We start from the raw sequence: 13,480 nt of genomic DNA, 5'->3' as shown, positions 1-13,480 counted from the left end.
TTCCTCCTTAGATTTCCTTTCGGCTTACCTGAATGCGTCCAGCGAAATAGAATAGGACTGTCATATTCAACGCCCCCACTACAATTCCAAAGCTTACTGGCTGTATCATATAGGAACCCGTAGACTCAGCATATAAATAAGTAACGGGGCTGAGCTCCAAGTAATAAGACCAAATAAAAATATGTCTAATAGCAGCTGGAAATAGCCCAGCGGTCATTCCTATAAAGCCGCCCAGCATACCCAAGCACAGCGCAAAAGACTGGTTTTTGATGGAGAAAGAAATCCATTGTTGAAGTGCTGTGACAACAAGAGTTGTCAGTAGATTCCCCCCAATGAACCGGATTAGCAATCCGATAGGAACAGTGCCAGGAAAATCGTTTATTAATCCGAACACTATTATGAATAAAACTTGTGCAAAGATACCATAAAGCAGCAGACTATTAATGCATATATACTTCGCTGCATAGAGTTGCCCACGTTCCACATTAGTAGCAGCAAGCATTTTCCAGGTCGATCCCTTATGCTCCATATCACAAATACGTGAGGCAACAACGGCCGAAATAATCGGCATAAAAAGACCATTCATGGAAGAGATACTAAAAAAAATAGATTCCCAAACGCGGTTATCCGGATTGCTTGCAATGGACCGACTAATGGACATAAAGGCCCACAACATCTCCACAATAAGAAATAATATAATCATAATCCATATTTTTTTTCGACGAATTTTAAAATATTCTAATCCTAATAACTTAATCACAAACTTCGCTCCTTTCCTGTAAACTCCAGGAAAATATCCTCCAAACTTTTCTTTTGCTCCTCGATTCGAGTGACAGCAATTTCATGTTCAACAAGCAATTTGTTCATTTCCGCTACTTCTGTATCCTGAAGATTACCCAACTCAATCCGGCTGCCATTGTTAATTGGACTATATCCTTGATTGAAAAGTAGCTGCTCAGCTTTGGCATTATCCCCCGTTTTCATAAAGATGGCATTTCTATTTTTTTTCCGCAAACTTGTCATACTACCTTGAAACAACAAATTACCTTCACTAATAATCCCTACTGAGGTCGCAATCTGTTCTATCTCAGAGAGTAAGTGACTGGAAAGTAATATAGTTATTCCATAGCGTTCTGGTAAAGATTTGATAAGCTCCCGAATTTCACCAATGCCAGCGGGATCAAGGCCATTCGTCGGCTCATCAAGAATCAGTAGCTTTGGAAAGGCAAGCAGAGCCATTGCGATTCCTAGCCGTTGCTTCATTCCAAGTGAATATTGTTCAGCCTTCTTGTCTTTCTGATTTTCTAGCCGTACAATACGAAGCACCTCGTCTATGTTTTTATCTGGAACATTTCGAAGACGCTGCATGACCTTCATATTCTCCAGCCCTGTCAAATGTCCATAATAAGAAGGAGATTCAATCAGTGACCCAGTACGTTGCAAAATAGATGCACGATTTTTATCCAGGCTTTCCCCGAAAACTTTAATTGTCCCTTCAGAAGGCTTAATAAGTCCCAACAACATTTTTAGCGTAGTTGTTTTCCCTGCTCCGTTTGGACCCAGAAATCCGTAGATTTCCCCTTCCTGAACATGAAGATCAACTTTATTTACACAATTAATAGCCCCATATGTTTTGGAAAGATTTTGCGTTTGTACAATAGCCGAAACACCCATATGAAAAGTCAGCTCCATTCAAATTTTTTAGATATTTTTCTTCTCTTCCAACTGTAATGCCTACACCTTTCTCCAATCTAAAGAGAACCTTAAGCCAACCTTAAATCATTTGATTTGTATTAAAATCTTAAGCAACCGTTGATTTAAAATAATGCTTGATGATGTACTCCGTTTGCCCCATTCCATCGAGAAGGAAAAGTGTCTGGGGCGCTTATCGTAGAGAATTTAGAATCCTATACAAGTCAAAAATAAACTAGCTACTGCTTTACGTGAAATGAGAAGAATTGAAAAGAGCAATTTTATTTTTGTTGATTAGGTTCACTCTTTTTATTTTTGAGGTATTTGTATTTCTTAGCTTGATGGGCATGGGATAGCACCACATGTCCATCAAGCTAATATTTTGAATTACCCCCAAAACAGAATTTCTATCTAAGAATTAAAACATTAAATGTAAAAAAGGAATCCTTTACGGATTCCTTTTTGCAGGCTGTGGAGAAATAATCAATAGTGTTTATTTCTCTTTTCATATACATATTTATTTTTGGAAAAATAATCTAACCCCAAATACTAATAATACTGCGCCCGTAATACCCTCCATTATACGGTTCACTCGTTCTTTTCTTAAAAAAGTTCTTAATTGACGTATTAGCGAGATATAAAGCAAATACCATATTGCGGTCAAAGTCGTAAATGTGACTCCTAATAAAAGAAATTGGAGGAAATGATTTTGATTACTTACAATAAATTGAGGTAAAAAACTAAGGAAGAACACAGCAGTTTTTGGATTTAAAATTGCCGTAGTAAATCCTTGTCTAAAGCTTTTAATTGCCCCAATATTCTTAGAGTCCATTTCTATTGGACCTGACATATCTTCTTTTTTATGTAAGGCACTTTTAATTGACTTTACAGCTAAGTAAATTAAATAAAAAGCCCCAGCACATTTTATAAATGTAAATAACATAGCAAATTTCATTAGAATAGCAGAGAGTCCTAACGTAGCCATTATTGTATGAATCATCATTCCAGATATCGTTCCTAAAACTGTCTTTATCCCACCACTTTTACCATGCGAGATAGTATTTTTTGTAACTAGTGCAAAACCAGGACCAGGCATCATTATGATTAACATTGCTGTAAGGATAAATAATAGATAATTTTCCATGTTCTAGTATTTCCTTTCCAATTTTTAGTTTTGCTTACAGTATAGCTTTTTTCATTAAAACATTAAATATAAAAGACTTGATCAGAAATTTATATATCAAATTACAAGTCCACCTCTCACAAAAACAGGATAAAAAAATAAACAGCAGAACTAGTCCACTGTTTACTTCGCTACGCCTTCATGTAATTTTTCTGTATAATCTTTTACGTCTTTCCAGCTATCTTTTGCTGTATGTAAATCTTCTTTTATAAACGTAAACTCTTCAGGAGTAATTCCTTTTACGTTTTGTAATAAGTTATTATATTTTGCCCCTACTGTATACCATTGATTTGATATGTTTTGCAGTGCTGTAATTGCTGCATCAATCGTTTCAGTCATATTTGTTGTTTTATTTTTTACATCTGTTAAAATTGCGACTTCTGCTTGCGCTCCAGAAATTCTATCTTTTAAATTAGCGATTTCTCGTTCTGCATTTGCGATATCTTTTTTCGCAACCGCAATCATCGGTCCGCCAGCAAGACATGTTATTAGAGCTACGCAAAGTACGCCACCAGCAATAACCATATCATTACTCTTTTTAATCGAATCGTTATATGTATTTATTTGTTGCTCTAGAGCTGGAATACCTGCATTCGTACTTGCCAATATCGCTGTTAACTGATTTGTATCCTCTTTGAAACTATTTGTATCTTTCGCCATTCTATCGCGAAAAGCTTTCAAATTTCCTAATAATCCATCTACCTCATTTTGATTCTTTACAATATCCGCATACAACTTTTCTAAATCCGCTTTTAACTTTCCGCTATCCTTTTGATCAATCGCTATTAACATGTCATTATAATACGATTGAAAAGTATTATTATAATTAATAATATTTTGATCCGTTTTCATAATTTGAGGCTTCATATTATTTAACCAATATGCCGCATTCATTTTTGCATCTCTTTGATGCTGAATCATATTCCCTTTAAATTCACTATTAATCGAACTTATTTTACTTAAATCCGTCTCTTGTTGATTTGGAATTAATTTTGCATATGAATCCATTGCAAATATGCTTAATGTCGTTTGTGCCATTACATCTTGAAATCCAGCTGGTCCAAGAGAATAGTTTTTCACATTTTCTTGTAGCACCTTTACATTTTGTTCTGCTGCAAAAGGATGTAAAGGTAATGCGTTACTCGTTGCCACTCCAGCAATCATTACCGCTAAAAGACATTTCTTATAAAATCGTTTCTGCATACTTTTCACCTAGTTTCTTTATAAGAGTATAAAAAGCTCCTGCTCACAACTGAACAGGAGCTTCAAATCATTCATCAACACTTAACGCTCTAACGATTCGTATTCGATTATGCTTTTTTTGTGTCTACTACTTTAATGTCTTCAGCATAAATCTTTTCTGCATAGTCTTTAATGTTTTTCCAGCTATCTTTCGCAATGTTTAAATCTTCTTTAATAAAAACAAGGTCATTCGGACTAATTGAATCTACATTTTGAAGTAAAGAATTGTATTTTGACCCCATTGTGTACCATTGGTTTGAAATGTTTTGCAACGCTGTAATTGCAGTATCAATTGTATTTGTTAAATACTCCGTTTGTGTTTTAATGTTTGTTAATCCTGCTACCTCTAATTGAGCAGTTGTAACTTGTCCTGTTATTTTTTGAATTTCAGCTTGTGCATTATCAAGCTCCTTTTTTGCTAATACGATTCCAGCTGTACCACCGCCTACAGCTGCTGTACCACCTGCAATTAACGCCACTCCTAACGGCGTTCCTGCACCTGTAGCAATAACTACTGCACCACCGATAATTGCAATTGGCCCTAGAGCTGTCGCAACTGATGAACCGATAATAATTGCATTATATTTACTAATTGCTTCATTGTACGTTGTAATTTGATTTTGCAATAGCGGAATTCCAGCGTCTTGACTAGCTAAAATAGATGTAATTTGATTTGCATCACCCTTAAAGTTTTGCGTATCCGACGTCATTTTATTTCGGAATTTCTTTAAGTCTTCTACTAACTGATCTACTTGCGCTTTATTTTCATTAATACTACTTGATAATCTAGTTAACCCTTTCGTAAGCGTCGCTTTATCTTTTGCATCAACCGCAGCAACTAAAGTATCATAATAGTTTTGGAATTTCGTATTGTAATTAATGATATTTTGATTTGTTGAAATAAGCTGTGGCTTCAATACATCTAACCATTGCTTCGCATTTCCTCTAGCTGTATCCTGGTGCTGAATCACTTTTCCTTTTAAAGCAGCATCAACAGACGATACATTTCCAAAGTTAACATTACCTTGTTTAATAATTGTTAAAGCGTACAGATCCATTACTAAAGCGTTTGAACCTGTTCTTTCCATTGCATCTTTTAGGCCTTCTGGTCCTAATGAGTATTCCTCATAGTCATTATAAGCTTTTGCTACCGCATGAACTGGAGCTTGTTTCACTGTACTTTCAGCTGCATACGTATGAGCTGGCATAATGTTTCCTGCTGCAAATACTGCCATAAGTGCTGATAGAGCCATTACTTTATAAGGTTTTTTTGTCATTTTTCTTCTCTCCCTATATCGTTACTTATTTTTAATGTACTTCAACGTTTGTAACGTAATCTTCAAATTGATTCGTTTGTTTATTCATTTCATCACTTACTTTTTTAATTTGGTTGAAATGTTTTTGTAGTAAACTACTATCTGTATATGTGCCTTCTTCAACATTTTTTTGAATTTGGATCATATTATTGTTTAAAACTTTCCAATCCGTTAACAACGTTTCTAAAGTTGTAATTTGACGGTCAATTAGTTCTGTAAAGCTACTTACTTGATCTTCAACGAATGTAATTTGTGTCGCCTCTGCTTCAGTTTGTGATAATTTTTGAATAAGTGGTAGAAGCTCTTTTTGTTTTTGCTGAATACGAAGAGCCGCTTCCCTCGTTTGACTATCGGCAGCATTTACAATTTCATTACTTAAAGTACCGATAGAAACAAAATCAATTGTTTTCGTTTGTGCAGTTTGATTTGTAATTGTAAATACTTGTTTACCGATATTAATAGAACCTTTAATAATTTCTTGAGGTCTATTCAATATAGTAGTTAGTTCAGCTTGAATTTCCCCTTGAATTCTTTTAATATCTTCTCTTAACTTCACAATATCTCCACTTGATCCTTGTAGTGTTTTTATTGCTTCATCAGCCTTTATCGATAAGTTATTACTATCTTTGTCTAATACTGCTTTAAATCGATTTAGTTCTAATAAATCTTGCTCCATACTCTCTTGGATGCTTTGTACTTGCAATTGTAATTTTCCATATGCGCCTGTAAAATCTGCTTTTGCCTGTTCATTTTCATTTACGTTTTCTGCTAGTTCATAGAGCTTACTATAATAGCTATTAAATCTAGTACTATACCTCATCATCTCTTGATTTAAGTCGATTAACTTCGGATTATATTCATCAATCCACTCTCTTACATTTGCCTTTGCAAATTTTTGATGATTCGTCAAACTACTCATCGCGTTCACCTTAATGTCTGGCTGTTGTAAAATAACTAATCCATATGCTTGTATAAGTGGTGATTGTGATCCTAACATTCTAATTGAATTCGATAATGTATTTGGAGCAATTACATTTTGTGCATATACTGTTTTCACTTCTGTTTGCCCCTCCTTAGCGTAAGCGCTTACAGGAATAAAACAACTCGTAGATACTGCTGTAACCAATAACCCTGTAATTAAAGTCTTTTTCACTTTAACTCCTCCTATGTATTAGCAACTATTACTATCGCATTTTATTATTCTATTTTCTTCCCCATAATTTGAGATGGTTAAAATAGAGAACGTTCTCACCGCAATCCATGTATGAACCACCTCTCTCGTATTGCTACAGTACTTACTTATCTTCACAAAACATTTTATTATTTTTTCATATGTGATTAGTATGAATAACATTGTATAAAATTTCTATTTTATAGCAATTTCCACATTCACACAGTGAATATATTACATAAAAATATTATTCATATTAAACTAAATAACGTACGTAAATATGAAATTCCGTTTTGTTTTCATATAAGTTTTATACTGTAAGGTCATTTAAACACAGCTATTTATATAACGTAAAGAAGTATTTTCATTCCCTTTATTTTCAAGCTTTCATGTCTTTATTTTAAAATATAATCCACTTTACTTTTTCAATTGAAATATCCATATATCACAACAAAAACCTCTACTTACTCACAGATGTAAAAATTATATCAATATATCTTTCGGATTCGTATGCAATTATGCATAGCGTATACACAAAAAGGATAGCTTCACTTTCGTAAAGCTATCCTTAAAAAACCTTCTTATTTTTTCAAATGATATGGTACTGTTGTAATAACAACATTTCTTTTATAGAGTAAATACGCACGAATGAGTAAACTAGACTGATTATGAAGAATGTTATGCCAACCTTTTTTCGGAATGAATTGTGGTATAACGACCGTAACTCGGTAATTTGATTCACTCGCTTTATACTGTACTGTATCAATGAACTTTGTTAGCGGTTGAATAATACTTCTATAATGAGAATGTAAAGTAACAAGCCTTACTTCAGGTTGCCACTTCTTCCATTTCTCTTCAAATTTCTTTTCCTCTTCTCTGTCAAAAGCGACATATACAGCAATAACTTGATCTGCTGAAAGAGACTTTGCATAGTTCAATGAGTTTTCTACCACATGTGTCATACCAGCTACTGGAACGACAATTACATTTCCTTCAATCGGAACAATCCGTTCACAAGTTTTTAAACTTAGTTGGTCTCCTACTGCATCATAATGCTTCTTAATTCGGTGGAATAAGAAGATAATTACAGGTAAGAAAATAAGGATTGACCAAACTTGTGCAAATTTAGTTAAAAAGAACATACTCATTACGATAAAACTAATGACTGCACCAATTAAATTGACCGTTAATCGTAAAGCCCATCCTTCCGGTTTTTCACGAAGCCATTTTAATACCATACCACTTTGAGAAAGGGTAAATGGAATAAATACACCTACTGCATATAACGGAATTAAATGCTCTGTTTGCCCTTGGAAAGCTACAATTAAAATAATCGATGCGATTCCAAGTATAATAATTCCATTTGAGTAACCTAGGCGGTCTCCTCTAATCGTAAACATTCTTGGTATAAACTTATCTTTTGCAAGGTTTACTGCTAATAACGGAAACGCAGAATATCCTGTGTTAGCAGCAAGGATTAATATTAAAGCTGTTGTACCTTGTATGAAATAGTACATGAAATTACGTCCAAATGTTTGTTCAGCAATTTGTGAAACAACTGTTACTTCTTTACTTGGAGAAATTCCGTAATAATAAGCTAAGAACACAATTCCTGAAAATAAAACTGCAAGTAATGCACCCATTGCAAGCAATGTTTTCGCTGCATTGTTTGGCGCAGGATCTTTAAAGTTCGGAATTGCATTTGAAATTGCTTCAACACCTGTTAAAGCAGAACTACCTGATGCAAATGCTCTTAGTAATAAAAATAAACTAATCCCTGCAACTGGTGTTCCAATCGGCGTGTGTAAAGCCTGCGAAACGTGCCCCGTTAAAATATTGTATATCCCTACACCAATTAATATAAATAGTGCCAAAACGAATAAATAAACAGGATATGCTAAAACGGAAGCTGATTCCGTTACACCTCTTAAATTTAAGATGGTAATAAATATAACAAATATAATCGCAATGATTACATTATGTGCATGTAAACTAGGAAAAGCAGATGTGAGCGCATCTGTACCTGCAGACACACTTACTGCAACAGTTAAAATATAGTCAACTAATAAAGATCCTCCAGCAATTAAGCCTGGATTCATCCCTAAATTTTCTTTTGATACAACATACGCGCCCCCGCCATGCGGATAAGCAAAAATAATTTGACGATAAGATAAAATAAGGGCCGTCAATAACACTAATACCCCAACAGCGATCGGAATGGAATACCAATAAGCGATCGCTCCAACACCTGCTAAAGCAATTAAAATTTGCTCTGGACCGTAAGCAACTGATGACAATGCGTCAGAAGATAAAATAGCTAAAGCTTTCGTTTTATTAAGCTTCTGTTCTCCAAGCTCTGTTGATTTTAACGGTCTTCCAATTAAAAATCTTTTAATAGATGAAACCACTGCTGTCCACTCTCCAATAATTTTGTACGAACTTTTCTGCTAGTTATAGCGGATAAACGATTTCTTCAGAAAACAAAAAATGTCTACAAGCCATAACGAAATAGACTTGTAGACATTATTTTTTTTGTCGCACAAGCTCCACCTTCCTTCTCAATATAACGCTTACGAGGTTAGCTGTCGGATTCGGGCCTATGAGTAGCCCTACCTTTTTCAAGGATTCACCCCATTGGATTAAGAACTAATCCATAAGAACGGGTCCCCCGCACCATGCGGTTTCAGCGATTTAGAAAATTGAAACTGTGGATTATAATACTCCTTTATTTTCAAAATGTAAACAAAAATTTTTAAAAAGAAAAAATTAAAATGATTGCGCATAATCCGCTGGTAAATATACATAATGAATACTAAAAAATCAATAAAGGAGATCTATATGTCTAAAGAAAAGAAGCCTATTTTTTCCGATTCCTATTTAGATGCATTAGCAAATGAAATTAATCAATTATACGGTAAACGTGAACAGGAAATAAATTTGACAGATAGAACAAAAAGAAATAAATGATTTGTCATAAAAAAAGAAAGCAATACACTTATATATTGCTTTCTTTTTTATTTTTTCATACATCCAATTGTATTGCTGATTTGTTAAAGGTCATTTCTTCATACACTTTCAAATTTTGATATACTGCTCCTAATAATGGTGCTTCTATAGAAAATTGTTCCGCTACATCTAGTAAGTATCCTTGTAAGTGCTTCGCTTCAATAGACGAACCTTTTTCCATATCACGCTGCATCGATGACTTCATATTATACGAAATTTTATCAATTATTTTCATATGTTCTTGGACAATATTATCTTTAATTGGTGCTCCTACACATCTCATAATTTCCATACATTCTTCAAATAAGTTTTGGATAAAATCGCGTCCACCTTCGCTTTCACGAATCGGTCCTATCGGTGCACGCATTAATGTTGTCACACCTGACATTACAGTGATAAATAAATATTTATGCCACATATCTTGCGTAATGTTTTCACTTAAAATAAAACTAGATTTCGTACCTGCAAATGCTTTAGAAATATGCTTTATTCTCTCTGAATCTTGAGACTTCATTTCTCCAAACATAAGTCTATTTGCAGCGCTAGTTTGTACAATTTCTCCTTGATTGTTTAACGTCGTCTCGATAAAGCATAAACCACCAATTACTTTTTCCTCACCGAATTCCTTTTGTAATAGCGATACATGAGCAATACCATTTAGCAACGGAATGATTACAGTACTTTCACCTACAAACGGCTTCAAATCTTGAATTGCCTCGTTTAAGTGATACGCTTTTGTTGAAAATAGAATCACATCAAATGGAGCAGTTTGATCTTCTTTCGTTATTAATTTCGGTTGAAAGGAAAAATCTCCGTTAACACTTCGGATTACAAGTCCCCTTTCCTCCAATTGTTTTTTCCGTTTACTACGAACAAGAAAAGTAACATCTTCTCCTTTTTCTACTAAGCGTCCCCCAAAAAATCCTCCAACGCCTCCCGCTCCTAATACTAAAATACGCATACAACATCCCCCTTTTCAAAATACAATTTTATAACATTCAGTATACATAACATTATACATGTCCCCTACTAAATAAGCTGAATTTTCATTCTCAATTGAGTATAAAACAGTGGTTATTTTCAAATAAATTTGGGCATGTTGTTTCTATAGCATATATGGAAAGGAAACAATATAGATGGAGGCAATACAAGTAATTGAGGAAAAAGATGTAGCAACAGCTATATTTCAATTTATATTCCCGTTTTCGTTTAAAGCTGGATATGAACAACAGATGTTCCCTTTCTTACAAAAAAATGATTTTCGTCCTTTTCGGCTCGATCATCTCGATGATGAAAATACATATTATGGGGAGTTTAAAGTTTCACATCAAAATATGGAAGCATACTATCTTTCATTTACCAATAAAATTCTCTTTCCTCACTCAGAGCATCAAAAGGGCTTGCAACGTTATTCAAAGGACCTTAACTTAGCTGGACATTTAACAACAAATCTTATTTCAATCCCATTCAAGATACACTCTATTGATGTAACACTTTGTCCTTATGAACTTGGCTTCTTAACAATTCGAACAGAAGTAAACACTGCTCCAAACATGACTTTATCCGAAGCAATCGAATTCGCTGCTCGCTTCCGTGTACTTGAAACTAAAAATGATACAAATGAGACTATTTGTATTGAATGTAACGGAAAAAAGTATTCCCAAGTGGAAAGATTCATTTTTGGTTATTTATTTCATGGCGTAACAGATTTCTTTGAGAAGAAGAGATTAAGAAGTTCTTACTTTCAAACCTTTCCTTTCTTTGAAGATCAGCGAATGTACGTACAAACTTTATTATCTATAAAAGAAGATATGGAACTGAATGAAGTGGATGTTTATCGTACTTCTAGTCTTTCCGGGTTAACAAGTGATGGCAAGGCATATGTGAGTGCAAATAATCTGCCTTATATTCATGATTATTTAAAACAACACGCTTACCAAAGATGGGCTCCGAATCGCTATTTCATAATGGAAGAACATATATTCACATGTGTAACAAATGAAGGAGAACGCGAATTTACTAAACTTGCGAGTCAAATGTATGGGGAGTTTTATTACGCTTTATTATTAAATCTATTTCATAAAATTGTTTTATTGAAAATGGCAAACGCTTATGCTGAATTAAACATTGAACAAGATACAAATGAAATAGAGAAATTAATTTATTCAATCAATTCGTTTACGGCGAATTACTTTTCTTTAGAGCTAGTATCCCAATCACAGAGTGAAGATATTTTCTTCCGCTTAAGAAAGCTTTTTAACATCGAGATACTATACTCGAATGCAAAACAAAATCTTGATAGTTTGTTTAAATATCAAGAAAATGTTGCTTCAAAAAAAGATAGCCTTTTACTATTAATTTTAACGCTCTACTCTGTAGTAGGCCAAATGTTAGGGTTTACTATGATTGATCTGTTAAGAAACACCGATTCAAACAAAATATCATCGCCACTTGAATTTTTCGCGCTGTTAATAGCAATTAGCGGCATAGTCATTTCACTTATTTTAGGTGCGCAAAGTTTATACCAATGGAGTCTACAACATAAACGAAGAAAAGCATGGGTAAAACAAACTGTACTTTCTGCTGTGAGAGAGAAAGATGATAAGAAGTAAAGAAGAGTATTTTTACATTGAAGTATGTGGTACGCTACAGTAATTGAAATTTTTATCAGCGATTTTCAAATTATATCGGCGCAACTCAAAATATATCAGCGATTATTTAAATATATCGACTTACCGACAAAAAACGCCAAAAAATCAAATATAAAAAAGGCTAATCCAAAAATTTAGATTAGCCTTTTCCCTCTTACTTCTCTGCTTCGATTTTCTCTAATGCAGCAGCTACTTGTTCTTCCGTTAATTCATGTTGTATTACGTAGCGGTTACGTGGGCTTACACGGCATTCGTGAGAACATGCACGTAAATATTTCGCCTCGTTTTCTTCAGAACATAAAATTTTCTTGTTACATTCTGGATTTGCACAGTTTACATAGCGCTCACAAGGTTCACCTGTAAAGTGGTCTTTACCAACGATAACATGTTCTTTTTGGTTTACTGGTACAGCGATACGCTCATCGAACACATAACATTGTCCATCCCAGAGCTCACCTTGTACTTCTGGATCTTTTCCATACGTTACAATACCGCCGTGAAGCTGACTTACATCTTCATAGCCTTCACGAACTAACCAACCAGAAAACTTCTCGCAACGAATTCCACCTGTACAATAAGTTAAAATCTTTTTACCTTCAAGTACTTCTTTATTTTCACGAATCCAATCTGGTAATTCACGGAATGATTCGATATCAGGTTTAATCGCACCTTTGAAGTGACCTAAATCAAATTCATAATCATTTCGCGCATCAATGATAACTGTATCTTCTTGTTTCATTGCTTCATAAAAATCTTTTGGCTCTAAATACTTCCCAGTTATTTCGTGTGGGTTAATGTCATCTTCTAGACGAAGTGTAACTAACTCTGGACGAGGACGCACGTGCATTTTCTTAAATGCATGACCATCAGCTTCATCTATTTTAAACACGATACCGTCAAAACGTGGATCATTGTTCATTGCTTCCATGTATTTCTCTGTTTGCTCTACAGTACCAGAACAAGTTCCGTTAATACCTTCTTTAGCTACAAGGATTCTTCCTTTTAACTCAAGTGAATTACAAAATTCTAAATGCTCTGCCGCGAATTCTTCTGGGTTTTCAATTGTTGTGTACATGTAATATAGTAATACTCTGTATGGTTTTGTAGTTGCCAATGTATTTCTACCACCTATCTAATTTTTAAAATCATGTATAAGTTAACGTTCATATCAAAACATATATAATAAGAAAATGAATCCCATTTCCTTCTCTTTATACTA

11 protein-coding genes and 1 riboswitch are annotated in these 13,480 nt (G+C 34.2%); of the genes, 2 read left to right on the top strand and 9 right to left on the bottom strand.

Going from position 1 to position 13,480, the window contains the following annotated elements; translation table 11 throughout:
- Window positions 1-7: 7 nt before the first annotated feature.
- The 7 genes from ACTFR9_RS02005 to ACTFR9_RS01975 form a co-directional block, all read right to left on the bottom strand.
- On the bottom strand, window positions 8-760 hold the full coding sequence (locus ACTFR9_RS02005; RefSeq protein ID WP_229136408.1) for an ABC transporter permease: 753 nt from the start codon (window positions 758-760) through the stop codon (window positions 8-10).
- Entirely contained in the window at window positions 757-1,674 is a 918-nt protein-coding gene (locus ACTFR9_RS02000) for an ABC transporter ATP-binding protein (RefSeq protein ID WP_000539074.1), read from the bottom strand. The genes ACTFR9_RS02005 and ACTFR9_RS02000 overlap by 4 nt, the downstream gene beginning before the upstream one ends.
- 535 nt (window positions 1,675-2,209) lie before the next feature.
- On the bottom strand, window positions 2,210-2,836 hold the full coding sequence (locus tag ACTFR9_RS01995; RefSeq protein ID WP_000433004.1) for a LysE family translocator: 627 nt from the start codon (window positions 2,834-2,836) through the stop codon (window positions 2,210-2,212).
- A gap of 162 nt (window positions 2,837-2,998) precedes the next feature.
- The gene (nheC, locus tag ACTFR9_RS01990) at window positions 2,999-4,078 is read right to left on the bottom strand and encodes a non-hemolytic enterotoxin subunit C (RefSeq protein ID WP_229136409.1); all 1,080 of its coding nucleotides are present in this window, start codon (window positions 4,076-4,078) and stop codon (window positions 2,999-3,001) included.
- 107 nt (window positions 4,079-4,185) lie between these two features.
- Entirely contained in the window at window positions 4,186-5,394 is a 1,209-nt protein-coding gene (gene nheB, locus ACTFR9_RS01985; protein WP_000162970.1) for a non-hemolytic enterotoxin NHE subunit B, read from the bottom strand.
- Between the two features lie 31 nt (window positions 5,395-5,425).
- A complete protein-coding gene (gene nheA / locus ACTFR9_RS01980) occupies window positions 5,426-6,586 on the bottom strand; it encodes a non-hemolytic enterotoxin NHE subunit A (protein WP_000751839.1) in 1,161 nt (386 codons plus the stop codon).
- 599 nt (window positions 6,587-7,185) lie between these two features.
- Window positions 7,186-9,012 (bottom strand): APC family permease, encoded by a 1,827-nt coding sequence (locus ACTFR9_RS01975; RefSeq protein ID WP_000254902.1) that lies wholly within the window; start codon window positions 9,010-9,012, stop codon window positions 7,186-7,188.
- A gap of 144 nt (window positions 9,013-9,156) precedes the next feature.
- Window positions 9,157-9,303, bottom strand: a riboswitch (cyclic di-AMP (ydaO/yuaA leader).
- A gap of 139 nt (window positions 9,304-9,442) precedes the next feature.
- Here ACTFR9_RS01975 and ACTFR9_RS01970 point away from each other — a divergent pair.
- Entirely contained in the window at window positions 9,443-9,571 is a 129-nt protein-coding gene (locus ACTFR9_RS01970; protein WP_000031869.1) for a hypothetical protein, read from the top strand.
- 55 nt (window positions 9,572-9,626) lie between these two features.
- Here ACTFR9_RS01970 and panE read toward each other — a convergent pair whose 3' ends face one another.
- Window positions 9,627-10,571, bottom strand: a complete 945-nt coding sequence (panE, locus tag ACTFR9_RS01965; protein ID WP_001221880.1) for a 2-dehydropantoate 2-reductase — start codon at window positions 10,569-10,571, stop codon at window positions 9,627-9,629.
- 175 nt (window positions 10,572-10,746) lie between these two features.
- Between panE and ACTFR9_RS01960 the strand changes: the two genes are divergently transcribed.
- Window positions 10,747-12,222 (top strand): hypothetical protein, encoded by a 1,476-nt coding sequence (locus tag ACTFR9_RS01960; protein WP_000387465.1) that lies wholly within the window; start codon window positions 10,747-10,749, stop codon window positions 12,220-12,222.
- Between the two features lie 193 nt (window positions 12,223-12,415).
- Here the strand turns inward: ACTFR9_RS01960 and trhO are convergent, their stop codons facing one another.
- Window positions 12,416-13,375, bottom strand: coding sequence for an oxygen-dependent tRNA uridine(34) hydroxylase TrhO (gene trhO, locus ACTFR9_RS01955; protein ID WP_309422671.1), 960 nt, complete (start codon window positions 13,373-13,375; stop codon window positions 12,416-12,418).
- Window positions 13,376-13,480: the final 105 nt, after the last annotated feature.

It is taken from the genome of Bacillus cereus group sp. MYBK222-1, assembly GCF_051916425.1.
Taxonomy (GTDB): Bacteria; Bacillota; Bacilli; order Bacillales; family Bacillaceae_G; genus Bacillus_A; species Bacillus_A paranthracis.
The sequence above is the reverse complement of the archived record's forward strand: the minus strand, read 5'-3'. Positions and strand labels throughout refer to the sequence as shown.

Coding starts and splice junctions, on each gene's coding strand:
- ACTFR9_RS02000 (WP_000539074.1), bottom strand. CDS start 1,674: ATGGGTGTTTCGGCTATTGTACAAACGCAAAATCTTTCCAAAACATAT.
- ACTFR9_RS01995 (WP_000433004.1), bottom strand. CDS start 2,836: ATGGAAAATTATCTATTATTTATCCTTACAGCAATGTTAATCATAATG.
- nheC (WP_229136409.1), bottom strand. CDS start 4,078: ATGCAGAAACGATTTTATAAGAAATGTCTTTTAGCGGTAATGATTGCT.
- nheB (WP_000162970.1), bottom strand. CDS start 5,394: ATGACAAAAAAACCTTATAAAGTAATGGCTCTATCAGCACTTATGGCA.
- ACTFR9_RS01970 (WP_000031869.1), top strand. CDS start 9,443: ATGTCTAAAGAAAAGAAGCCTATTTTTTCCGATTCCTATTTAGATGCA.
- panE (WP_001221880.1), bottom strand. CDS start 10,571: ATGCGTATTTTAGTATTAGGAGCGGGAGGCGTTGGAGGATTTTTTGGG.
- ACTFR9_RS01960 (WP_000387465.1), top strand. CDS start 10,747: ATGGAGGCAATACAAGTAATTGAGGAAAAAGATGTAGCAACAGCTATA.